Source organism: Nitrobacter hamburgensis X14, assembly GCF_000013885.1.
GTDB classification, from domain to species: Bacteria; Pseudomonadota; Alphaproteobacteria; order Rhizobiales; family Xanthobacteraceae; genus Nitrobacter; species Nitrobacter hamburgensis.
Genome location: NC_007964.1, coordinates 3,696,134 through 3,718,149 on the forward strand (window position 1 = coordinate 3,696,134; position 22,016 = coordinate 3,718,149).

The window sequence follows — 22,016 nt, forward strand, 5'->3', positions numbered from 1 at the left end:
ACTCGCCACCTTCCCGCGCATTGACTCGACCGGCACGGGAGAACTAACCCACAACCCCGCAATTCCCGGACCCAACTCGGCCCGCCACCCCGGCGGGCTTTCTTTGTCCAGGAACGCCGTCCCGCCCCAAGCGTTATCCGGATGGAACGAGTGATCCACAGGCCCCCTCGATTCCCTAACCCCGATTAGGCCCACTGCGTTCAGCGGGCTTTTTTGGTGTGGGAGCCTCGCTGCCGGAACGCACGTCTGCCTCCGTGCGTTGCCAGTGCGGACGGGTCTGCAGCCCACTCCGAGCGTTAGGGTTCCTGGATGGGTATGCGGTCTCCGGCCGGATCCGCCGGTACTGCGGGCGCACCGGCGGATTTTTGTGGAGTGGCGTTCAGGCCGGCGGCGACGCCGGGGCGGATTTTGTGCCGGTGTGGGCCGATGGCAGAACAGCAATACGGAGGCCCTTGCACGGTCTCAAATCCTGGGTGCGAGTCCCAGGTCGGTCCCCCATCAATCTGCGATCAGCCGTTTCATCGTGAACTCGATCCGGACACTTCGGGGGTCAAGCATATGGTGGCACTTCAACGAGTGTGCCTATCAAACGGAGCAATGCCTGTTGTTCTGGACCTTTTCCACTCCGGAGGAACTCTCCCAGATCAATATGCGAGAGCCGTCCGCCGGATGGGGAATTGGGTTGGTGGATGATAAAGGCATGCCCATCTGTGGGCTCACGACCCAAGTACCAGGAATCGCCATTCGGGCTTCGATACAATTCGCGGCGTTCCGTCATAGGAATTGCACCTCAAGACTAAGCCAAGAGAGGAGCATACGGAGAGCAAAGCGCTAGTCCGCGCTCTTTAATCGCCTCATCGTGAATTCGATCTCGCCGCCGGGCAGCTCGCGCCAGGACTCAACCTTCGACATGTAGGCTGCGGCCGGCCAGCGATCGAGGAACATCCTCGCCGTCTCTCTGGCTTGGTCGCGGGGCTGCCGGAAGGTCTCGCGGGCATAGCCGTCATCGGACTGTCGGCGCCGGGCCGCCATCCGGTCGGCCAAGTCGCGGGGCGTTTTGGCCATGGGCATCGGCACTCTATCCCATCAAGAAAGTCTCTAGTTCTGACGATCACGCAATCCCTTAACGCCGTTGTTCTCTGCGCAATGTTCGCAGCAATAGAACTTGCCTCCAGATTCAAGCCCATGCCCAACGATCCGAATACCGCAGTGCTCGCACACAGGAGCCAATGCGTGGATCGCACATTCGAAGCTGTCATAAGTGTGGGTTTTGCCGCCCATGGTGACTTGAAATGCCTTGTCGTAGTCGTTTCCGCAGGTTTCACACTGAGACATGTTCACTCTCCCGCCTCGTCGTATTGGCGTTCAGTCAATCGCTCGTGACAGGATCTGTTCCATGGGGAGCGTCGTGGTGACAGTCGTTGCCGCTACGCCCCAAAACTACTTATCCCGAAGAAAAAATCCCTTATTGGTCTCCCGCTCTCTCGGAATGTCCTGGCTTTTCATGACGTCGCCTCCATCGCCCCGCCCTTCTCTGCCGCTAACCGCTCCGCGCGCCGCAGAGCCTCGCCCTGCGACTGTGCGACGACGGGCGGGAGAACCTTGCTCCGGCCGCGAGCGGCGTGTTCAAAGGGCTGAACGCCGTAATACGTGATCGTCTTGGTGGTGCTCGTCATCGCTACGCTCCGATACTGTTGAGATCCTAATTCGACGGCCCAAACCGCCGTCCTTGACGCATTTGCTGCATTTAAATCTGGCCCAGTATTTTTCGGTGACGTCGGGCGGAGCATTCCATTTTTTACCGTTTCCACAGTCGCGACACTCCACCCAGACAATAGACACCACGCCAGCCGCCCCGATTTTGTTCTTGTAATGTTCTATTTAAGACTCACCGCTAACCGAGAGTCGAGTCCCGATTCGCATCGTCTTCGTTTAAAAACAATTCGATAATTCTACTGTTATATGTTGACAAACGGTAATTCTACCGTTTTACTCCTCCCCACGATCCAACACCACAGGGACCGGGGAGAGAGTGATGCGACCCGTAGTATCCGCGCACAGCCAGTCATCGACTGTCCCGGCGCTTCACCTTCCAGCCACTGCCGCTCAACCCAGCCCGTTCGCCACCGGCGCCGCGCCGACTATGTCGAGCCGCGAGATCGCGGATCTGGTCGAGAAGCGCCACGACAACGTCAAGCGCACCATCGAAACCCTTGTCGAACGCGGCGTAATCGTCCGTCCTCAATTTGAGGATGAACATTCCACCGATGCGCTGGGTCGTTCCCGGACGGAACGCGTCTACCGGATCGGCAAGCGCGACAGCTACGTGATCGTCGCGCAGCTTTCTCCGGAGTTCACGGCTCGCCTCGTCGACCGATGGCAGGAGCTGGAGACGCAGGCGAGCCGCCCGGCCCTGCCTGCCAACTACGCCGCCGCCCTGCGCGAACTCGCCAGCACCGTCGAAGTCGTCGAACAGCAGCAGGCTCTGATCTCAGAGCAGCAGCCGAAGGTCGAGTTTTACGACCAGTTCGTCAAAGCCGATGGTTTGCTTGGGTATCAGGAAGCCGGCACTGCCGCCGGCTGCTATCCGAACAAGTTCTGCAACTGGTTGAAGATCGACCACCTGTTTTACCGCGGCAAAAAGCTGATGCCGCGATCACAGTTCGTCCGCCGTGGTCTCTTTGAGATCCGGCCCGAGTTAGACGCCGATGGCGAATCTCACCTCCGAGGCTGGGTCACGGCCAAGGGCGTGGAGCATTTCGCGAAACATGCTCCAGATAACATCCGGATCACCTCTCGCGAGGTGAAGCCGTGACCACCTTCATCCGATCCATGTCCATCTTGCTCGCGGCCTCCGGCTGCGACCTTGGCGACGAGAGAGAGGTCCTGCGTACTCTCCAAGCCGACGCGGCCTTACAGGCGCGTGCCGGCGCCGCCACTAAGCGCAATTTCACCGACCGGGCCGTCATCAGCGGGAGCCTCCAATGTCACTAAACGCAGCAGTCTCAAACCCCACCGTCGTCGACTTCTCGACGAGTGCGGCCACAGCACCGCGACGATCTGCGGGCATCGAAACCACGCACCCCGACGCCGCCCTTATCAAAGCCTGCATCAACTTTGCAGTCGCAGTGCGCGGTGCCAGCGGCGCCTTCGAAGCCGACCCGACCGCCGACAATGACTTCGCCAGAAGGATGGATGTCGTCCTGCTTAGGCGAGCCGAGAAACAACAGAATCTGATTGCCAGCCTTCGTCCGACAACTTTGGACGGACTGCGAGCGAAAGCCGCTGCCGCCGATATGGCGCTGACTTTCGATTTGGACACCTCCGCCAATCTCCTGTCGTCACTCTGTACCGACATCGCGAAATTTCACAGAGCGTCGAAGAACACGAGCGCGATCGTCTAGCCCATGACGATTGCGCGCGCTTTCATCGAGGACGCTTCCGCCCTGGTCGGCATCGCCCTCTTCATTTCAACCGCCGCAATCTGGTCCGCAATCTTCTGCGGAGCGTGACGGCCGCGTGCCGTTGATATGTGCCGATATGTTGCAAATCCCGGAAACGTCATCAGCCCTGAAGCCGATGCCGATCAAGCGCCGGCGGAAGCGGACCCCTTCACCATTCGACGTTATCGATAAAAACATCAGCCCTGTCACGGGCGAGGGCGACCTTGAGGGCGAGCTTGATCGCCTCGCGGCCTCGAATGAGGCCAGCGCCATGGTCGGCATTTATTGGGCCTATGTCGGTGCCGCCGAAGCTATCTTGGGGGAGGATAATAAGCCGAGGGCAGAGACGGCTGCCGATTTTCTCGGTGGAGAATGGTGTCATCTGATCAATAAGAGCTACGCAGTAGCAGATCGGCTGAAGCGTATCCCCGTCACTCGCGGCAATGCCTATCTGGTCGCCGCCGCTCTGATGCATGCCGCTTCCGCCATGGGCGCCAACTTGACCGAGATTGCGGCTGTGGCCGGTGCCCTTGCGGTACGAGAGGCGGAGGCACGCTGATGTTGCAGCTTCCTGTTTCCAGCCCCAGCAAAGCCATTCCGACGTCTTCGCCGCCTGTTGAGGACACCACGTTCGACCGCATCCGTCGTCACAAGGTTCTTGGCGAACAGGTCCTTGCTCTCTGCGAGGTGGAAGATCAAACCGTGGCGGCGGCGCGGCCGATTTACGGTAAGCAGCCCGTCGCTCTCATTGCTTGGCGTCATTATTCCCATATCGGCGGCGATGAGATCGCGAGGGTGCGTCGTGAGCTCCTTGACCGCGGTATCCCTGCGGATGTCGTCGAGCGGGAGTATCTGGATGCAACGCGTCGCTATAGGGAACGGAAGGCTGAGTGCCTGCGCTGGAACAAGGCGGCGGGCGTCCACCAGATCAACCAGCAAATCAAGGCCTTCATCAAAGAACGCAGGGATATCGTCCAGTCATTCATTGACGAGCCGCCGCGCACCGGGAAAGCAGCGTCAGCGCTGATCTTCTACCCTTTAGAGATTTACGAGGGGTGCGAGTTCGATGAACTCGCATGCGATTGCCTCCGAGGGATCGCCAAGTTTTTGTCGACGGACAATCCTGGCGAGATTGCGTGATGTTGCAGATCCCCACCGTCTCTGCCGCACCGCGACGCACCCGCTCGACCCCGATCCGGCGCACCTTCGCAAAACTCGAAGCACTCGACGAGCAGAAGAACCATGTCGATACCGAGAGCCGCGAATACAGCGATCTGATATCTCGCTGCGTCGCGCTGGCCGACAAGATCATCAGCATGTCGACAAAAAACCTCGACGATGTTCTGCTCAAGATCGCGGCGGCTGGAGTTCACGCCGATCGCAACAACGACACCGCGCCGCTGACCGAATGGACCTTCACGCCTTCCGGTTTTGTCTGCGATGACGGACCATCGACGCTGCTGCTTTCCATCCGCGACGATCTCCGTCGCCTGCAGGAAGCGATCTGATGCATAGGGCCCGCGGATACAACGGGCGCGTCGGCAATGAGGGTGCTGATGGCCTAAGGTCGACGAATTGGCGTCTGTGCAGGCCCGGGAGGTACGCAGATTGAGCCTCCCGGCAGAATCGATTCGACAGGACACGCCTCTCCGGCTTGCGGACGCGGCTAAGATCGCGTTCCCTGACGGATCGATGACGGTCGCCGGACTGCGCCGGGAACGTGATCGGGATCGCCTCATCACTGAAATGGTCGCCGGCAAGGAATATACCACGCTGGCGCATATCGAACGGATGCGAGAGCTATGCCGCGTGTCAGTAAAGGTCCTCGACTTTGGAAGCGCCCACCCCGGCGGAAAGATGGGAAGATCGTCGGCTCCGCGGTCTGGGTCATCAAAGACGGCGGCAAACATATCGCCACAGGATGCCTTGCGATCCCGGCTGGCACGCGACCTCCAACCGAAGCCGAGCGAGCCCTCGCCAACTACATCGCGAACAAGTACACGCCGGTGCGGAAAGAGCGGAGCGTCGACATCATTGATATCGCCGACGTCCTCTCCATCTACCGGGACGACAAACGTAACGCATTTGAGACCGACGCGCTCAAGCGGAAATTCGACAACCGAATCGCCCGTCTAAACGACTTCTTCGGCGACAAGAAACTGGGGCAGATGAGCACCCAGCTTTGCAACGAGTACGTGAAGGAGCGCGGTCGCCCCGGCGGGGCCCGGCGCGACCTTGAGGATCTGCGCTCCGCGATCAACCATCATGCTCGCGAAAATCTGCACCACGCCGTCATCCACGTTGCGCTGCCTGCCAAGGGCGCGGCACGGGAGCGCTGGTTGACCCGAAGCGAGGCGGCCAAGCTGATATGGGCCTGCTGGCGGTACCGCGAGATGCAGCGACGCCACCGCGGCAAGGACCTTGGCAAGAAACTGGCGACCGACAAGCGGCCACTGCGGCATCTTGCGAGATTCCTTCTGATCGGCGTCTACACCGGCACCCGGGCCGGCGCGGTCGCAAGCGCGTCACCGACGAACGCGGTAGGCAGGTCGCACGTCGATCTTGAACGAGGCATTTTCTACAGACTGGCCAAAGGCAAGAAGAAAACGAACAAGCGCCAGCCGCCAGCTCCCGTTCCGACAAGACTTCTGGCTCACATGCGCCGCTGGCATAAACTCAACCCGGATGCCGAGCATTTCGTGGAGTTCAACGGCAAGGCCGTGAAGTCGGTCAAGACGGCCTTTAAACGGGCCGTGACGCTGTCGAAAATCTCGCTGGCGGAAGGCCCCGTCTCGCCTCACACGCTGCGCCACACCGCCGCTACGTGGCTCATGCAGCGTGGCACGGATCCATGGCAGGCCGCGGGCTATCTCGGAATGTCGGTGAAGGTGCTGATCGACACCTACGGCCACCACCACCCCGACTACATGAAGGAAGCGGCCGCTGCGATCACATCAAAGGACCGCACCAAGAGCGTTTCGGTGGTTGAAACGGTGGTTGAGCTAAATAAGCACCATCCAAGAATACGAAAGTCGAAGTAAATTCATGGTGGGCCCGGAGGGACTCGAACCCCCAACCAGACCGTTATGAGCGGCCGGCTCTAACCATTGAGCTACAGGCCCGGCCGGACGTCGCGTGCGCAACCGCCCTCGGCGCACGCATCCCTTACAATGTCGGGCGCCGCGCGGCAATCGGCGTTCAGGGCTTTTGGCCGGCTGCGACCGCGATGCGGAGATGCGCGCAGGGGGCCAGCGCGCATCTCCTCCTGTCCGCGACCGCCGCACCAGAGCCTTTTCGCTTCTGATGGAATCAGAAGCGAGGCTCTAAGATTTTGAATTGACGTGTTTTCTTCACGCGAACCGCTACCGATCCTCGGGTCAAGCCCGAGGACATGCTTCGCTCGAAAACGCCCTAAAAGGTCGCACGCGCCTTCACATAGAAGGTGCGTCCCGGCTGCGGCAGTCCCCACGCCAGTTCGTAGTTCTGGTCGAGCAGGTTCTTGACGCCGCCCGCCACCTCGAAGTTCTCAATCACCTTGTAGTTGAGGTTGATGTTGGCGAGCGTATAGGCCCCGGTGCGAATATAGGGGTCGGGGAAGGCGGCGAGGATGGGCGCGTTCTGTGCCTGGGTACCGACGACGACGTCGCTCCAGCGGTCGCTGGTGATCTCCAGGCTCGGCGTGATGGTGAGCCGCTCGATCGGCCGCCACGAGGCGTAGAGGAACGCCTTGTGGGTCGGCACGCCGGTCGGCTGGAAGCCGGGAACGGACACGTCACTGACGTTTCGCTCGATGAAGGTGTAATTGCCGCCGAGCACGAGCTGCGGCGAGAGCTGCGCCTCCAGCGACATCTCGAAGCCGTAGAAGTCGCCTTTGTTGATGTTCTGCGTCTGCGACTGCGACGGATTGAGACGGACTGCCTGAATCAGGTCGCGCACATCGCTGTAGAAGATCGCCGCCGATCCCCGCAAGTCGGGGGCAACGCGCCCCTTCCAGCCAAGTTCGTAGTTGGTCGCGCGCTCGGGGCCCAGGTTGGGATTCGGAATCGCGGTGCCGAACCGCTGGCTGTAAAGCTCGAAGATGGTCGGAAAGCGCGTGCGGTCGGACACGCTGAAATGAAGCTGCCCGGCCTCGCTGTAGCGCCAGATCGCCGCCGTCTGCCAGTTGAAGGCATCGGCACCTCCTTTGGGATACTCGTAGATGAACCCGGCGTTGTTGTACTCCTCGGCCTTGTCGATCCGGTATTTGTCGTAGCTGATGCCTCCCACCAAATCGAAGTTCGAAGTGACGTGGAAAGTGTCTTCCAGTGCCGCCGACCACGTCGCCTGGCTCTGATTCTGCTTCGGCTCGGTGAAATGGAAGGTAGGGCTGGTCGGACGGTTGTCATTCCACTCGGTGTGAAAATCCTGGCGGTAGTGGAACGCCGCCTTCAACGTATTCATCGGAATCAGCTCGGTGCCGGCCTCGACCGAGCCGCCGCGCGCATTGTCGTCATAGTAGCTGTCGAAGCGGCCGTTATTCGACTGTGTCGTATAGGTGATGTCGTCGAACGCCGAGAGCACGTTGTAAAACGTGTTGTAGTAAAGTTTGGTCTTGAGGTAGGAGGCGTCGCCGATCTGGGTATTCGACGCAAACGACAGGTTCTGAATGTCCCACGCCGGCCAGCGCCAATAGCTGTTCTGGCTCGACGGCGGATTGTTATAGACATTGAGCGGGGCGCCCTTTTCGCCGACCTGCTTGATGTAGTTGATGCTGTATTCGTCGGTGGCATTCGGCGTGTAACCGGCCTTGAAATTGATGCGCCAGTCGCGGTTGTCGGAACCGTTGCGCCGGCCGCCATCCTCGAGCGAGCCGGCATAAGGACCTTGCGCCCGGTATGGTCGATAATCGCGCGAGAGCGACCAGAAATCCTGGTTGAGATTGTTGGCGCTGCCCTGCACGTAAAAATCCTGCTGACGCGAGCCAACCATCGCGTAGCTGTTCCAGCCCTGGAACGAGCCGCGATTGTCGAAGGTCGCGCCGCTCATGAACTCCCCTTCGTAAGGTTTTACCGGTTTGCGCGACACCAGGTTGATGGCACCGCCCATACCGCCCGGCCCGTCGAGCACCGAGGCGTAGCCCTTCTGAATCTGGATTTCGGCAATATCGTTGGTGAGAAAACGGCTGAAATCGAGCCGGTTGTCGGCGGGCAGATAGACACGCACGCCGTCGATCATCAGCGGCACCTGCCAACGGCCGAAGCCGCGCACAAAGATGTCGGTCTCGTTGCGCTGGCCGGCGGTCGACTGTGTGCTGACAACGCCCGGCACCAGGTTCACGGCCTGTTCGAGGGTGTTCTTCTCGAACGTCCAGGTCTCCTCGCGCGTCACCGTCGAACCGCCGACGCCGCCCCCGCCCTGTCCCGCGCCGGAGACGGAAATCTCGCCGAGTTGATAAACCCCGCCACGATCTTGCGGATCCTGTGCCTCCGCACCGACCGTCATCGCCACAATCGCCACTGACGACAGGAGCGCGCTCCTGCCCACCGTTGATCGCCCCACACCAGCCCCCTGTTACTCGTTATATTTGTATAAATATCTCGTGATCGGAGAAAGGTGGAAGTCTCCGACACGGCGGCATATTGACGCGGATACAACGATGGGCGAGATGCTGCCCGTCCTTCGCCCGGCCTGCTTCGGCCGGCGCCGGAAGCGACCGAGAATCAGCCTGTTATGGAGGTGCGTTAACCCTTTGCTAACCATACACCGGGCAAATTTTGCCCAGTGGAATCCGGGTGAAGTCGAGTGTCGTCAGCCGCGTAGAACGGGAGGATCCCGTGGACGCCAGTGCGGTGCCTCACTTTCGGAACGGCGGCCCCTCGGCCGCCGCGCAGACGGTTGGCGCGCGAGAACGGCATTCGCGGGGGGAGACGGCGACGACGATGGGCATCACGGCGGGTCAGGGCGCGGACGCGTCAGCTTCGGGTTTTCCGAGCTTCAGCGAGATCGGGACCATGCTGCGGCGCGGCGATCTCGCGCTCGCCTTCGGCGTCCTGACCATCCTTGTCGTCCTTATCCTGCCGCTGCCGTCGGTGGTTCTCGACCTCTTTCTGGCGATCTCGATCACGCTGTCGATCCTGATCCTGATGACCGCGCTGTTCATCCAGACGCCGCTGGAATTCTCCGCCTTCCCGACCGTGCTGCTGATTGCGACCATGCTACGGCTGTCGCTCAACCTCGCCTCGACGCGGCTGATCCTGTCGCACGGACATGAAGGCTCGGCCGCCGCCGGCCACGTCATCGAGGCCTTCGGCAACTTCGTGATGGGCGGCAACTTCGTGATCGGCATCATCGTGTTCGCGATCCTGGTGATCGTGAACTTCGTGGTCATCACCAAAGGTTCGGGCCGCATCGCCGAGGTCGCGGCACGCTTCCAGCTCGACTCCATGCCCGGCAAGCAGATGGCGATCGACGCTGACCTCTCCGCCGGCCTGATAGACGAAAAGACCGCCAAGGAACGCCGCAAGGCGCTGGAGGACGAAAGCGGCTTCTTCGGCGCGATGGACGGCGCCTCGAAGTTCGTGCGCGGCGATGCGGTCGCCGGCCTGCTGGTCGTCTTCATCAACATCATCGGCGGCATGATCATCGGCATCGCGCAGCAGGGCTTGAGCTTTGGCGACGCCGCGCGCAGCTACACCCTGCTGACCGTTGGCGACGGCCTTGTCACGCAGATCCCGGCGCTGATCGTCTCGACCGCCGCCGGCCTTCTGGTCTCCAAGGCCGCGGTCACCGGCGCCGCCGACAAGGCGCTGATGAAGCAGCTTTCCGGCTACCCGCAGGCGCTCGGCATGTCGGCCGGGGTGATGCTGGTGCTGGGACTGCTGCCGGGCATTCCGATGCTGCCGTTCCTCGCGCTCGGCGGCGGCGCCGCGGCGCTGGCCTGGACCTCGCGAAAGCGTCACCGCATCGCGGCTGCGGAAGCCAAGGCCGCGGCAGCGCCCGACGCCGCAACAGCAGCGGCGGCCGCGGCCGCTGCGGAGGAGCCGATCTCGACCGCGCTGAAGATCGACGATCTCAAGATCGAACTGGGCTATGCGCTGCTGCCGCTGGTCAACGGCCCCGACGGCCAGGATCGTCTCACCGAGCAGATCAAGGCGCTGCGCCGCTCGCTCGCGATCGAGATGGGATTTGTGATGCCGGCGGTACGGATTCTCGACAACGTGCAACTCGAGGCCAACACCTACATCATCAAAATCAAGGAGGTCGACGCCGGCTCGGGCCGGATCTGGCCGAACCAGTACATGGTGATGGATCCCGCCGGCGATCAGGTCGACGTGCCCGGCATTCACACCACCGAACCGACCTTCGGCCTGCCGGCAACGTGGGTCGATGCCTCGCTGAAGGAAGAGGCCTCGCTGAAGGGTTATACCGTGGTCGATGCCGCGACCGTGGCTTCGACCCACCTCACCGAACTGCTCAAGACCAACATGTCGGACCTGCTCTCCTACGGCGAGGTGCAAAAGCTTTTGAAGGATCTGCCGAAGGAACAGGGCGAACTGGTCAAGGACATCGTTCCGAGCCAGATCACGGTCTCCGGCATCCAGCGCGTACTGCAACTCCTGCTCGCCGAGCGCATCTCGGTCCGCGATCTCTCCACCATCCTCGAAGGCATCGCCGATGCGCTGGCCTTCTCGCGCAACCCGGCGACGCTGGTCGAGCACGTGCGCGCCCGCCTTGCGCGCCAGATCTGCGCCCAGAATACCTCGGGCAACGGCTACCTGCCGCTGGTCGCGCTGTCGGCGAAATGGGAACAGGCCTTTGCCGAATCCATCATCGGCCAGGGCGAAGAACGCAGCCTCGCGATGCAACCCTCAAAGCTGTCGGAATTCATGACCGCGGTGCGCGACCGCTTCGAACAGGCCGCCCGCGAAGGCGAAGCGCCGGTGCTCGTGACCTCGGCCGCGATCCGGCCGTTCGTCCGCTCGCTGGTCGAGCGGTTCCGCGCCCAGACCCCCGTGCTGTCGCAGGCCGAAATTCATCCGCGCGCCCGGCTCAAAACCGTCGGAAGCATCTGATCCGCCGCACCGAATCAAGCAGGCGCCTATGCGGCATTTTGGCATCAGACAAATGTTTTATGTCTGGAGCCTACGATGAGTGCGTGGGCGCGCGATTTATCAGTCGCTTAAGATTAACACACTGATCTCATTGCAAAAATATAGATATGTACCATGCTTCCGGGATCAGGCGATCGCGTTTGTTCACACCTTTTCACTGCCTTGTGATCACCCCTTCGGAACAATAAGGCGCCTTCCTACGTTTGCATGACGCGAGACCATGAACCTGTTCGGGGATGACGGAGACAAATCTCTAAAGGAAGTTAGCGGCAGGGAGGCTTCCATGAACCATTCGATTTACAGTGCGGATCGGACGACCCACCTGAAGATCGTGGTTGTCGCTCTCGTCGCAGGGATTGCAGTAGCGGGCTTCGCCATTTCGGCGCGGATCAATGCCGGCGACGGCTATACGCAGACCGCGCGCATCATCAAGGCCGGCAAACCGATGGCAGTCACGAGTTCTGGCGCGATGGTCGTTCGCTGAAGGAATTTAAGGAATTCACGAGGCCTCTTTAGTTGCCCCCCGAAGTCGCCGCGTGAGTACGTAGAGGACCCCACTAACCCCAAGTGGTCTACGATGGAAAACGCCCGCCCCCCACGGGCGTTTTCTTTTGCCTATCTCTCAAAAAGAAAAACCCGGGCGGAACGCTTGGATTCGATGGATATGAATTGTCGATGTCGCGGTCAGGCGATGACGCCCATGCGCGCCCGCATCAGGCCGATGCTGTCGAGATCGGCTTGCTCGCGGGCGCTCTCTTCCGCACGCTCGCGCGCCTGGTCGCGCTCATCGAGCAATTCGACCTTCTTCAGTTCCTCGAAGGCCTCCGCAAGACCCAGCTTGGCGTCTTCAAGCTGGACGCGCAATTCGTCCGCCGAGCGGGTCAGGTTTTCGCGACGCTGGATCGCCGCCTTGGCATAGGTCGGATAGGCGAAATGCGCGGGATCGTCGATCCCGGCACGATCCTGCTCGATTTCGATTTCGCGCTCCAGATCGACCGACATGCGCTGGAAGTCAGCGATCATGCTCTCGATCTGAGCCACCCTCCGTCGCTTCTCCTCGACCTGGAATTTCTTTAGGCGGATCAGCGTTTCACGTGACTTCATCGACTAGTACTCCCCAGAAGTCCCGAATCTGAACGCGGGACGATACCGGCATCCCGTTCGGGTCCCGCCGGCACTACTCTTATGAGAAGCCGATGATGGCCCGACAAAGTTAGCGTTCCGTTTCCAAGGTCTTAAGGATTTGCTGCAACCGCCGATAACCGTCCTCGATGCTGGTGACTTCGTCCTTGGCCTGGCGCAGAAAATCTTCCAGGAGCGGATTGAGCCGGATCGCCTCGTCGACCTCGGCGTTAGACCCGGTCCGATAGGCGCCGAGGCGGATCAACTCCTCCATGTCGGAAAAGGTGGCCATCACCTGCCGCCCGCGGGTGATCACCGGCAGGAAGGCAGGATCGGCGGATTTCGGCATGGTGCGCGACACCGACTTCAGGACATTGATCGCGGGATAGCGGCCGCGCTCGGCAATGGCGCGCTGCATCACGATGTGGCCATCGAGAATGCCGCGCACCGCATCGGCCACCGGCTCGTTGTGATCGTCACCGTCCACCAGCACCGTGAAAATACCGGTGATGGTTCCCTTGTCGGCGGCGCCGGGACCGGCGCGCTCCAGAAGCCTCGGCAGTTCGGTGAACACGGTCGGCGTGTAACCCTTCGTGGTCGGCGGCTCGCCGGTCGACAATCCGATTTCGCGCTGCGCCATCGCGAACCGCGTCACCGAATCCATCATGCACATGACGTCCTTGCCCTCGTCGCGGAAATATTCCGCGACGGCCAGGGTCAGATAGGCAGCCTGCCGCCGCATCAGGGCGGGCTCGTCGGAGGTCGCGACCACGACGACCGATCGTGCGAGCCCCTCCTCGCCGAGGTCGTCCTGCAGGAATTCCTGCACCTCGCGGCCGCGTTCGCCGACCAGCCCGATCACCGAAATGTCGGCGTCCGCGTTGCGCGCCAGCATCGACAGCAGCACCGATTTGCCGACGCCGGAACCGGCGAAGATACCGAGCCGCTGGCCGCGGCAGCAGGTCAGGAACGTGTTCAGCGCGCGAACGCCGAGGTCGAGCGGTTTGCCGACCCGCTTGCGCGAATGCGCCGGCGGCGGCGAATTGCGGAACGGCACCGGCACCGGCCCTTGCGGCAACGCTCCCTTGCCGTCGATCGGCTCGCCCATGGCGTTGAGAACACGGCCGAGCCAGGAGGGAGCCGGGCGCACCTGGCTGGAGGCATTGGCGATCACGGCGCGGCAGCCGCGCCGCACCCCGTCAAGGCCGGCGAACGGCATGACCACGGCATTGTCGCCGTTGAAGCCAACCACCTCCGCCGGGATGACACGGTCGCCGCCGGTCTCGATCAGGATTCGGGCGCCGACCGACATCGCATGGATGGGGCCGGCTATCTCGACCATCAGGCCGCGTACGCCAACCACGCGGCCATAAATATTGACGCGCTCGATATCGCCGACCTGTTCGGCCAGGCCCTTCACCGTGAAAACCTTAAGTTTCCGCGCATTAGCGGGCACCCTTTAACCTCGTGTTTACCCGCATCGTTAATCATTGCGTCACTGTCTTTGGCGATTGAGCGCGCCTGGTCTTCAGAACGAAGGCGAGTCGCGGGAGTCGGTTAGGTCTGGCTTTTAATGTGGAACCTGAACGCGATTGGCTAGGAAAAACTGCTTCAACGCAACACTTTAGGGCGATTCGATGAAAATTGCACCGATAGAGCTTGCACAACAGAAACAGTTTTTGTTAACTATAGGCAGTCAGGATCCGAATCAGTTGCTTAAAGGCGTTTCCAGTGCCGCAAGTATTGCGGCCGGCCTGACGCCCGGCGCGGCGACGATTAGGGGACTGGCATGCGCGTTTTGCTGATTGAGGATGACAGCGCCGTCGCGCAGTCGATCGAGCTGATGCTCAAGTCCGAGAGTTTCAACGTCTATACGACGGATCTCGGCGAGGAAGGCGTCGATCTTGGCAAACTGTACGACTACGACATCATCCTTCTCGATCTCAACCTGCCCGACATGTCCGGTTACGACGTGCTCAAGCAGCTCCGCGTCTCCAAGATCAAAACACCCATTCTGATCCTCTCCGGCCTCGCCGGCATCGAGGACAAGGTCAAGGGTCTCGGCGTCGGCGCCGACGACTACATGACAAAGCCCTTCCACAAGGACGAGCTGGTGGCCCGCATCCATGCGATCGTGCGCCGCTCCAAGGGCCATGCCCAGTCGGTGATCCAGACCGGCGATCTCGTGGTCAATCTCGACACCAAGACGGTGGAAGTCGGCGGCCAGCGCGTCCACCTGACGGGCAAGGAATACCAGATGCTGGAGCTGCTCAGCTTGCGCAAGGGCACCACGCTGACCAAGGAAATGTTCCTCAACCACCTCTATGGCGGCATGGACGAGCCCGAGCTGAAGATCATTGACGTCTTCATCTGCAAGCTGCGCAAGAAGCTCGCCAACGCCTCCGACGGCCGCAACTTCATCGAGACCGTGTGGGGCCGCGGCTACGTGCTGCGCGAACCGCACGAGGATGAAGCCCGCATCCCGGCCTGACACCGCAATCCTGCGTTCCTCCCAGACTGACCCCGCCGCAAATGGCGGGGTTTTTGTTTGGGGAGGGCGCCGGAGCTGTCGCGCTGCCGGAATGCCCCTGCTCCGGCCTCCATGAACCCGGCGCCGGGTTGCCCCGGACCGGCACAAATATTCACCGGCGCGCTATGCGCGGGCGGCGGACCTGGCCGCCGGCATGCCCGGCACCAGCGACGGTGCATGAACGCGATTGGGCCGATAGAGACCGCGCTTGTCCGGATGGGGCTTGAACACGTCGGTCAGCCCGACCACGGTTTCCGCGGCGCCGAGCGTGAGGAAGCCATCGGCTTCCATTTGCTTCGCTAGCCGCATGAAAACGCCGACCTTGGTCTCCTGATCGAAATAGATCAGCACGTTGCGGCAGAAGACCACGTCGAAGGCGCCGAGGTGGGAAAAATCCTGCAACAGATTGAGCTGGCGGTGCTGAACCATCGCGCGAATGTCGGCATTGATCTGCCAGAGTTCGCCGACCTGCTTGAAATACTTGATCAGCAACTGAATGGGCAGCCCGCGCTGCACCTCGAACTGACTGTAGAGACCGGCCCGCGACTTTTCGAGCACCTCGTTCGACAGATCGGTGGCGATGATCTCGATACGCCAGCCCGCCAGCGCGGGAGCGTATTCCTTGAGACACATCGCGATCGAGTAAGGCTCCTGCCCGGTCGATCCGGCAGCGCACCATATCCGCAGGCTGCGGCGAGCCGCGCGGGCCTGCAGCAGCGCCGGAATCATGGTCTCGCGCAGATGCTCGAACGGCGTCTTGTCGCGAAAGAAGAAGGTTTCGTTGGTGGTCATCGCCTCGACGACGTCAACCGTCAGCGCCACGGCGCCGTTCTTCATTTTCTGCACGAGGTCGCCGATGCCCGAAAGGCCGGCCTTGCGCGCGAGCGGAATCAGACGGCTCTCGACCAGATATTGCTTGTCGGCGGCGAGATCGAGTCCGGACCGCTCCCTCAGAAACCTGCGCAGGTACTCAAAATCAAGCGGCGTCACGAATGGTCTCCCGCAAACAGCCGAACGAGCTTCGGTGCGATCTGTTGAAGCGGCAAAACGGCCGCGCAAATTCCGGCCTGGGCGGCTGCGCCCGGCATTCCCCACACCACGCTGCTCGCTTCGTCCTGCGCGATGACATTGCCCCCTGCCGCGACGATTTGCTGGCCGCCGCGCATTCCGTCCGATCCCATTCCCGTCAGGATGACGGCCAGAATGCCTCCCTGCCAGACGTCGATCGCCGACGTGAACAGCGGATCGACGGCCGGTTTGCAGAAATTCACCGCCGGGCCGTCATCGAGCACGATGACGGCGCCTGTGCCCTTTCTGGCCAGGCGCATGTGGCGGCCGCCGGTCGCGAGATAGATATGACCTGGTTTCACGATCTCCTCATCCACCCCCTCATGCGCCGGGCGTCCGGCGGCTCGCGCCAGATGCTCGGCGAGAATGGTCGTGAACGTCGGCGGCATGTGCTGCGTGATCAGCACCGGATAGCGGTCGATCACCGGCCCTATTCCGGCCACCAGCGTCATCAGCGCCTGCGGCCCGCCTGTGGACGAGCCGATCAGCAGCGCGCGCGGGGCGTGCGTGCTGAAGGGGCGCAACACCGGTGCCGAATGCGCCGGCACAGGAGTGGCCTGGATGGGACGCGGTTCCGGCTCGCGCGCCGAGGCGAGCGCCGCCGGGCGACGACGCTTTGCGGCGAGATGCCGGATCTTCTGGATCAGGTCGTGCTTGAAGATATCGGCCGCGGCGATCTCGCGGGTGCTTTCCGGCTTCGGAATGTAATCGGCGGCGCCGAGCGACAGGGCCTTGAAACTGATCTCCGCATTGCGGCGGGTCAGCGTCGAGGCCATGATGACAATGAGATTGCGCTTCTTTGCCAGTAGTTGCGGCAGCGCGGAGATGCCGTCGAGCTCGGGCATTTCGATATCGAGGACGACGACGTCGGGATTGGCGCGCTCGACCTGGTTGACCGCGTCGAGCCCGGTGCGCAGCGAGGCCGCGACCACCATGTCGGGCTCGGCCTCGATCCATCGGGAAATCAGTCCGCGAATGACGACGGAGTCATCGACCACCATGACACGCAGCGGCTCCTGCCTCCCCGAATCCAGAGCCGCCGGACTTGCCACAGCAGTACGCATTACCCAACTCACCAGACGCAACGACGGACAAAGACGATATCTGCGCCGGCCGGGATCGGCTCCCGGCGCGGCGAACTTCAGATCAGACCGATTTCGTGAAACTTCGCCGTCACGATGTCCTTGTCGAACGGCTTCATGATGTATTCGTTGGCGCCGGCATGGAGCGCGCGGGCGATGTGCGCGACATCGTTCTCCGTGGTACAGAACACCACCTTCGGCTGATCGCCGCCGGGCATCAGGCGCAGGTTACGAAGAAACTCGTAACCGTCCATGACCGGCATGTTCCAGTCCAGCAGCACGGCATCCGGCAGCTCGCGCTTGCAAATGTCCAGCGCTTTCTCGCCATCCTCCGCCTCGATGATGCGAAAATCGAAACCTTCCAGGATACGTCGCGCGACCTTACGAATGACGCTGGAATCATCCACGACCAGGCATGTTTTCATTTCGGCCTCCGCCTCTTTTCAGCCTTCACGCACGACGGGACATTTCCCGACGACAAGCACCTGCGGCCGTTCTCAGGCCGCAAGCTTGTCAGGCATTATCTCCAGAACACGATCGATATCGAGAACGACCATCAACTGTCCATCCAGCCGATGCACGCCCGCCGACATCTCCGCCATCCGCGGGTCGAGGTTGGCCGGATTGACCTCGCGGCCTTCGTCCGGGAGTTTCATGACTTCGCCGATCGAATCGATCAGAAGTCCGTAGGACTCGCCGCGCAGTTCGACACCGACGGCCATCGGCGGGCGATCGGTCTCTCCCTTCGGCAGGCCTAATCGCGCGCGCACATCGATCGCGGTGACAATGCGACCGCGCAGATTCAAGACGCCGGCGACGTCGCCCGACGCCAGCGGCACCCGGGTCAGACGTTCCGGCTTGAACACGTCGTGCACCCGCGAGATCGGCAGCCCGAACAACTGCCCGCCGATGGTCGCGGTGACGTATTCGGTGATCGCGTTTTCGCTGCCCTGGTTGAGGTTGGTCATGCTCTGATCCTTCATGCCGCCCGGATCATTTCGGCGGTCTGTTCCTTCAGCGCGGCAATCAGGCCGGGCCGGTCGAACTTGGCGACGTAGTCGTGGAAGCCGGCCTGACGGCCGCGCTCGATCGCGGCCGGAGAGATCATCGACGACAGCGCGATGATCGGCGTGTCGCTCAGGCGGCGATCGGAGCGCACCGTCTCCGCGAACTCGAAGCCGTTCATGTCCGGCATTTCGATATCGGTGAGGATTGCGTCGAACTCCTGGCCCGATCGCAGCGCGACCAGACCTTCCTGTGCGTTGGTCGCGAGCCGGACCTGATAACCTGCGGCCTTGAGAACCGGCGCCAGCATGTTGCGGAAGAAGGCACTGTCATCCACCAGCAGCACCGACCGCGTCGCGGCCGCCGCACTCATCTCCTTGCGCTTGAACCAGTCGGCGAAGGCCAACGGCAGGAAATGACCGATGTCGATCACGTCCGTCGCCCGGCCCTTGATGACAGCGGAGCCGAGAATGCCCTGCTGACTGCTCGCCACCTCGATGTTCAGCCGTTCCTCGACGATGTCGATGATCTCATCGACCACCAGTCCCACCGCACGGCCGTCGTCAGCGAACACCAGGACCGGCTGCGTGCCATCGGTCCCGACCGAAACGCCATCCATCTGCACCAGTGGCATGAGCTGATCGCGGTACTGCACCATATAGCGGCCGTCGGAGATCTCGATCTTGTCGACCCTGAACTCCTCGAGTCGCGTGACGAGCGCGAGCGGCACGGCCTTGGGCTGATCCGATCCGGCGCGGAACACCAGCAGCGACGTCATCTGCTCGGCGTCGCTGACGCCCGCCGCGTTCTGGTCGGCAAGTTCCTGCTGAGTTGCGACCGATGCGCCCAGCGCGTGCGCGATGCCGTTCGGGTCGATGATCATGATCACGGCGCCGTCGCCGAGAATGGTGTTGCCCGAGAACATGCCGATATGCCGCAGTATGGTCGACATCGGCTTGACCACGATTTCCTCGGTATGGAACACGCCGTCCACGACGATGCCGAAGGTCTGGTTGCCGACCTGCGTCACCACGATGAAACCGTTCTCCGGATCGCTGGAGGTGCCGTCATCGATCTTCAGAATCTTCTTCAAGTGCATCAGCGGCAAAAGCTTGTTGCGCAGCCGCAGCACCGGGGTGTCCTTGATGCGTTCGATGCGGTGCTCCGAATTGGCGCGCGCGCGCACCAGCTCGACCACCGAGAGCTGCGGTATAGCGAAACGCTCGCCTGCGGCCTCCACGATCAGCGCCGACACGATCGCCAGCGTCAGCGGAATCTTGATGGTGACGCTCGAGCCCTCGCCGGCCACCGACTTGACGTCGATGGTGCCGCCGATCTGGTCGATGTTGGCGCGCACCACGTCCATGCCGACGCCGCGTCCGGAGACGCTGGTCACTGCCGCCGCGGTCGAGAATCCCGGAGCGAAGATGAACTTGTGGATCTGCGCCTCGGTCATCTTCTCGAGTTCGGTCTCGGTCGCGAGGCCGTTCTGGATTGCCTTGGCCTTGATGCGCTCGGTGTTGAGGCCGCGACCATTATCGGCGATGCAGATAATGATGTGGCCGCCCTCGTGATAGGCCAAAAGGCGGATGGTGCCCTGTTCCGGCTTGCCGGCCTTGATGCGCTCCGCCGGCGTTTCCAGGCCGTGGTCGGCGGAATTGCGCACCATGTGCGTCAGCGGATCCTTGATCAGGTCGAGAACCTGACGGTCGAGTTCCGTGTCCGCGCCATGCATCTCGAGTTCGATCTGCTTGCCGAGTTCGCTCGACAGGTCGCGCACGATCCGCGGCAACTTCTGCCAGGCATTGCCGATCGGCTGCATCCGCGTCTTCATGACGCCTTCCTGCAGCTCCGCGGTGACGTTGGACAGCCGTTGCAACGGCACCTTGAATTCGTTGTCTTCGTGCCGGCGGCTGATCTCGAGCAGCTGGTTGCGCGTCAGCACCAGTTCGGACACCATCGTCATCAGGTGCTCGAGCGTATCGACGTTGACGCGGATCGACTGGTGGGCGACCCGGTCGCCCTCCGGGGTCTCCATCTCGGCAGCGGTCTTCTTCGGCGCGGCCTTGGCGATAACCTTGGCGACGGCCTTCGGAGCAACGGCCGGCGCGGGCGCGTCGGACGCCGGCTGCGGAGCGGGCGCGACCGGCTCGGCCTCCGTCTCGCGGAACGCGCGCTCAAGCTCGTCGAGGGAGACTTCACCCGGGCGCAGCGGCCGTTCCAGCACCTGAAAGGTCACCGTCCCGGTTTCCTGCGCCGGCTCGGCAGCGGCGATCTCCAGCGCGGGCTCGGGCTCGGAAGGAGACGCGGGCTCGGGAGCAACGGGCGCGGTCGCGCCGTGCTCGGCCATGTGATGCAGCTTGTCGATCAGATCGGTATCGGCCCCCTCCGGCTCGGTCTCGGTCGCCTCGAGTTGACTCAGGATGTCCCTGATGCGGTCGATGGTGGAGAGAATGAGCGTCACGGCCTCGCCGGTCACCGGCATGCCGTCGCGAAACTTGCCCATCAGCGTTTCCGCCGCATGGGCGAGCGCCTCTAGCCTTGGAAGGCCCAGAAAACCGCACGTGCCTTTGATGGTGTGGACCAGCCGAAAGATATTATCCAATATCTTCGCGTTGTTCGGATCCTGCTCGAAACTGACGAGCTGATTGTCAACGGTGTCCAGACTCTCATTGGTCTCGGTCAGGAATTCGCGGAGGAGATCATCCATAGCCTTCTGGCCTTCGAAATGCCGGGGCGACCTCGTCGCGCCTGTTCGCGGCCGGGCCAGTTTCAACCCAAAGCATTTAATATTAGTTGAGCACGCGGAAAAGAATGCGCCCAACGAGTGGCCAAAACGGTGGAGACGGTCATTCATCGTGGACTGGCCTTGAAACGCCGGCGCGCGACGTCATTGCACCTTTCGGGGTTTGGGCGAGTTTCGATGCAGGTTGGTTAATATGGGTTTAGCAAACGGAAAAGGACGCGCCCGACAGCCCGCGGGCTCGGAAACCATTCGCTAACCTTATCGGTTGACGCGGAGCTTCAACGGGCAGTCGCAACCACCTTCTCGCCGTCGGCGGCGAGCGAGATGCCGATGCCGCAGGCCTCAGCAAGCAGACGGGTGTAGTAGGGCTGAACCGCATGGGCATCGACGGCGCCGGCGGGACCGGACGCCAGAAGATCGGCGGTGGTCTGCGACAGGCGGGCGTTCAGCCCGGCGGCGGTGATCTGAAAGCCCATCGCCTCGCCCTCGCCGAGCGGATCGACCGTCAGCACGCCGCCGCGGGGGATCGTCTGTTGCGCGATCACCAGCAAGTTGAGCAGAAGCTTCACCCTGTTCTTCGGCAGCAACAGGCGCGGCAAATTCCAGGCGATCGTGATCTTGCCGTCCTCAAAATGGCCTTTCGCCATGTTCTGCGCATCGCCGAGATCGATCTGCGCACCGGCCGAGCCCGCGGCGCCGAATGCGAGACGGCAGAACTGCAGCCGCGCCGAGGCGGTTTTGGCGCTCTTGCGGATCAGATCGAGGGCGAATTCGCGATCGTCCGGCTTCGGATCGTCGTCCAGCACCTCAAGCCCGTTGACGATTGCGCCAACCGGACTAATGAGGTCGTGACAGACGCGCGAACAGAGCAGGGCTGCGAGTTCGAGCGTGTCTGGAGCGGGACCGGGAGACGATGTGTCAGACATAAAA

At 62.0% G+C, this 22,016-nt stretch carries 21 protein-coding genes and 1 tRNA gene; 10 read left to right on the forward strand and 12 right to left on the reverse strand.

The features are described 5' to 3' along the window. Nucleotides 1–831: 831 nt before the first annotated feature. A complete protein-coding gene (locus tag NHAM_RS17235) occupies nucleotides 832–1,065 on the reverse strand; it encodes a hypothetical protein (protein WP_041359211.1) in 234 nt (77 codons plus the stop codon). A 437-nt stretch (nucleotides 1,066–1,502) separates the two neighbouring features. Next, entirely contained in the window at nucleotides 1,503–1,676 is a 174-nt protein-coding gene (locus NHAM_RS26885) for a hypothetical protein (protein ID WP_157043669.1), read from the reverse strand. A 359-nt stretch (nucleotides 1,677–2,035) separates the two neighbouring features. On the opposite strand from NHAM_RS26885, the gene NHAM_RS17240 reads away from it, so the two are divergent. The 6 genes from NHAM_RS17240 (at nucleotide 2,036) to NHAM_RS17270 (ending at nucleotide 6,484) form a co-directional block, all read left to right on the forward strand. Then, entirely contained in the window at nucleotides 2,036–2,815 is a 780-nt protein-coding gene (locus tag NHAM_RS17240; RefSeq protein ID WP_011511743.1) for a Rha family transcriptional regulator, read from the forward strand. A gap of 169 nt (nucleotides 2,816–2,984) precedes the next feature. After that, nucleotides 2,985–3,404, forward strand: coding sequence for a hypothetical protein (locus NHAM_RS17250; protein WP_011511744.1), 420 nt, complete (start codon nucleotides 2,985–2,987; stop codon nucleotides 3,402–3,404). Between the two features lie 136 nt (nucleotides 3,405–3,540). Beyond that, on the forward strand, nucleotides 3,541–4,002 hold the full coding sequence (locus NHAM_RS17255) for a hypothetical protein (RefSeq protein WP_011511745.1): 462 nt from the start codon (nucleotides 3,541–3,543) through the stop codon (nucleotides 4,000–4,002). After that, complete coding sequence (locus NHAM_RS17260) at nucleotides 4,002–4,583, forward strand: hypothetical protein (RefSeq protein ID WP_011511746.1); 582 nt, start codon at nucleotides 4,002–4,004, stop codon at nucleotides 4,581–4,583. Before NHAM_RS17255 ends, NHAM_RS17260 begins: the two co-directional genes overlap by 1 nt. Beyond that, complete coding sequence (locus tag NHAM_RS17265) at nucleotides 4,583–4,951, forward strand: hypothetical protein (protein ID WP_011511747.1); 369 nt, start codon at nucleotides 4,583–4,585, stop codon at nucleotides 4,949–4,951. The genes NHAM_RS17260 and NHAM_RS17265 overlap by 1 nt, the downstream gene beginning before the upstream one ends. A 294-nt stretch (nucleotides 4,952–5,245) precedes the next feature. Then, nucleotides 5,246–6,484 (forward strand): tyrosine-type recombinase/integrase, encoded by a 1,239-nt coding sequence (locus NHAM_RS17270; RefSeq protein ID WP_011511748.1) that lies wholly within the window; start codon nucleotides 5,246–5,248, stop codon nucleotides 6,482–6,484. A 5-nt stretch (nucleotides 6,485–6,489) separates the two neighbouring features. Here NHAM_RS17270 and NHAM_RS17275 read toward each other — a convergent pair. Beyond that, nucleotides 6,490–6,565 (reverse strand) — tRNA-Ile (locus NHAM_RS17275). Between the two features lie 289 nt (nucleotides 6,566–6,854). Then, on the reverse strand, nucleotides 6,855–8,924 hold the full coding sequence (locus tag NHAM_RS17280) for a TonB-dependent receptor plug domain-containing protein (RefSeq protein ID WP_081435030.1): 2,070 nt from the start codon (nucleotides 8,922–8,924) through the stop codon (nucleotides 6,855–6,857). A 332-nt stretch (nucleotides 8,925–9,256) separates the two neighbouring features. Between NHAM_RS17280 and flhA the strand changes: the two genes are divergently transcribed. Next, entirely contained in the window at nucleotides 9,257–11,494 is a 2,238-nt protein-coding gene (flhA, locus tag NHAM_RS17285) for a flagellar biosynthesis protein FlhA (protein ID WP_011511750.1), read from the forward strand. Between the two features lie 322 nt (nucleotides 11,495–11,816). Next, the gene (locus NHAM_RS17290; protein ID WP_011511751.1) at nucleotides 11,817–12,017 is read left to right on the forward strand and encodes a hypothetical protein; all 201 of its coding nucleotides are present in this window, start codon (nucleotides 11,817–11,819) and stop codon (nucleotides 12,015–12,017) included. A gap of 200 nt (nucleotides 12,018–12,217) precedes the next feature. On the opposite strand, the gene fliJ is transcribed toward NHAM_RS17290, so the two are convergent. Both fliJ and fliI read right to left on the reverse strand, forming a co-directional pair. Then, a complete protein-coding gene (gene fliJ, locus NHAM_RS17295) occupies nucleotides 12,218–12,637 on the reverse strand; it encodes a flagellar export protein FliJ (protein WP_011511752.1) in 420 nt (139 codons plus the stop codon). A gap of 109 nt (nucleotides 12,638–12,746) precedes the next feature. Beyond that, the gene (gene fliI / locus NHAM_RS17300; protein WP_041358305.1) at nucleotides 12,747–14,075 is read right to left on the reverse strand and encodes a flagellar protein export ATPase FliI; all 1,329 of its coding nucleotides are present in this window, start codon (nucleotides 14,073–14,075) and stop codon (nucleotides 12,747–12,749) included. Nucleotides 14,076–14,292: 217 nt separating this feature from the next. On the opposite strand from fliI, the gene NHAM_RS26890 reads away from it, so the two are divergent. Together NHAM_RS26890 and ctrA are read left to right on the forward strand one after the other, a co-directional pair. Further along, nucleotides 14,293–14,460, forward strand: a complete 168-nt coding sequence (locus tag NHAM_RS26890; protein ID WP_157043670.1) for a hypothetical protein — start codon at nucleotides 14,293–14,295, stop codon at nucleotides 14,458–14,460. Beyond that, nucleotides 14,445–15,146 carry a response regulator transcription factor CtrA gene (gene ctrA / locus NHAM_RS17305; RefSeq protein ID WP_011511754.1) on the forward strand — a complete coding sequence of 234 codons (702 nt, stop codon included), beginning with the start codon at nucleotides 14,445–14,447 and terminating at the stop codon, nucleotides 15,144–15,146. The genes NHAM_RS26890 and ctrA overlap by 16 nt, the downstream gene beginning before the upstream one ends. Nucleotides 15,147–15,308: 162 nt before the next feature. Here the strand turns inward: ctrA and NHAM_RS17310 are convergent, their stop codons facing one another. The 6 genes from NHAM_RS17310 to chpT form a co-directional block, all read right to left on the reverse strand. Beyond that, entirely contained in the window at nucleotides 15,309–16,175 is an 867-nt protein-coding gene (locus NHAM_RS17310) for a CheR family methyltransferase (RefSeq protein ID WP_011511755.1), read from the reverse strand. Next, nucleotides 16,172–17,317, reverse strand: coding sequence for a protein-glutamate methylesterase/protein-glutamine glutaminase (locus NHAM_RS17315; protein ID WP_011511756.1), 1,146 nt, complete (start codon nucleotides 17,315–17,317; stop codon nucleotides 16,172–16,174). The genes NHAM_RS17310 and NHAM_RS17315 overlap by 4 nt, the downstream gene beginning before the upstream one ends. 77 nt (nucleotides 17,318–17,394) lie before the next feature. Further along, the gene (locus NHAM_RS17320; RefSeq protein WP_011511757.1) at nucleotides 17,395–17,760 is read right to left on the reverse strand and encodes a response regulator; all 366 of its coding nucleotides are present in this window, start codon (nucleotides 17,758–17,760) and stop codon (nucleotides 17,395–17,397) included. Between the two features lie 72 nt (nucleotides 17,761–17,832). Then, entirely contained in the window at nucleotides 17,833–18,303 is a 471-nt protein-coding gene (locus tag NHAM_RS17325) for a chemotaxis protein CheW (RefSeq protein WP_011511758.1), read from the reverse strand. 11 nt (nucleotides 18,304–18,314) lie between these two features. Continuing rightward, nucleotides 18,315–21,050, reverse strand: coding sequence for a hybrid sensor histidine kinase/response regulator (locus NHAM_RS17330; protein WP_011511759.1), 2,736 nt, complete (start codon nucleotides 21,048–21,050; stop codon nucleotides 18,315–18,317). A gap of 314 nt (nucleotides 21,051–21,364) precedes the next feature. Beyond that, nucleotides 21,365–22,012 carry a histidine phosphotransferase ChpT gene (gene chpT, locus NHAM_RS17335; RefSeq protein ID WP_011511760.1) on the reverse strand — a complete coding sequence of 216 codons (648 nt, stop codon included), beginning with the start codon at nucleotides 22,010–22,012 and terminating at the stop codon, nucleotides 21,365–21,367. Between the last annotated feature and the right edge of the window lie 4 nt (nucleotides 22,013–22,016).

Bases quoted from the DNA above. Each gene is read 5' to 3' on its own strand.
- NHAM_RS17235 (WP_041359211.1), bottom strand. From the start codon at position 1,065: ATGGCCAAAACGCCCCGCGACTTGGCCGACCGGATGGCGGCCCGGCGC.
- NHAM_RS26885 (WP_157043669.1), bottom strand. From the start codon at position 1,676: ATGACGAGCACCACCAAGACGATCACGTATTACGGCGTTCAGCCCTTT.
- NHAM_RS17240 (WP_011511743.1), top strand. From the start codon at position 2,036: ATGCGACCCGTAGTATCCGCGCACAGCCAGTCATCGACTGTCCCGGCG.
- NHAM_RS17250 (WP_011511744.1), top strand. From the start codon at position 2,985: ATGTCACTAAACGCAGCAGTCTCAAACCCCACCGTCGTCGACTTCTCG.
- NHAM_RS17255 (WP_011511745.1), top strand. From the start codon at position 3,541: ATGTTGCAAATCCCGGAAACGTCATCAGCCCTGAAGCCGATGCCGATC.
- NHAM_RS17260 (WP_011511746.1), top strand. From the start codon at position 4,002: ATGTTGCAGCTTCCTGTTTCCAGCCCCAGCAAAGCCATTCCGACGTCT.
- NHAM_RS17265 (WP_011511747.1), top strand. From the start codon at position 4,583: ATGTTGCAGATCCCCACCGTCTCTGCCGCACCGCGACGCACCCGCTCG.
- NHAM_RS17270 (WP_011511748.1), top strand. From the start codon at position 5,246: ATGCCGCGTGTCAGTAAAGGTCCTCGACTTTGGAAGCGCCCACCCCGG.
- NHAM_RS17280 (WP_081435030.1), bottom strand. From the start codon at position 8,924: ATGACGGTCGGTGCGGAGGCACAGGATCCGCAAGATCGTGGCGGGGTT.
- NHAM_RS17290 (WP_011511751.1), top strand. From the start codon at position 11,817: ATGAACCATTCGATTTACAGTGCGGATCGGACGACCCACCTGAAGATC.
- fliJ (WP_011511752.1), bottom strand. From the start codon at position 12,637: ATGAAGTCACGTGAAACGCTGATCCGCCTAAAGAAATTCCAGGTCGAG.
- NHAM_RS26890 (WP_157043670.1), top strand. From the start codon at position 14,293: ATGAAAATTGCACCGATAGAGCTTGCACAACAGAAACAGTTTTTGTTA.
- ctrA (WP_011511754.1), top strand. From the start codon at position 14,445: ATGCGCGTTTTGCTGATTGAGGATGACAGCGCCGTCGCGCAGTCGATC.
- NHAM_RS17315 (WP_011511756.1), bottom strand. From the start codon at position 17,317: ATGCGTACTGCTGTGGCAAGTCCGGCGGCTCTGGATTCGGGGAGGCAG.
- NHAM_RS17320 (WP_011511757.1), bottom strand. From the start codon at position 17,760: ATGAAAACATGCCTGGTCGTGGATGATTCCAGCGTCATTCGTAAGGTC.
- NHAM_RS17325 (WP_011511758.1), bottom strand. From the start codon at position 18,303: ATGACCAACCTCAACCAGGGCAGCGAAAACGCGATCACCGAATACGTC.
- NHAM_RS17330 (WP_011511759.1), bottom strand. From the start codon at position 21,050: ATGGATGATCTCCTCCGCGAATTCCTGACCGAGACCAATGAGAGTCTG.
- chpT (WP_011511760.1), bottom strand. From the start codon at position 22,012: ATGTCTGACACATCGTCTCCCGGTCCCGCTCCAGACACGCTCGAACTC.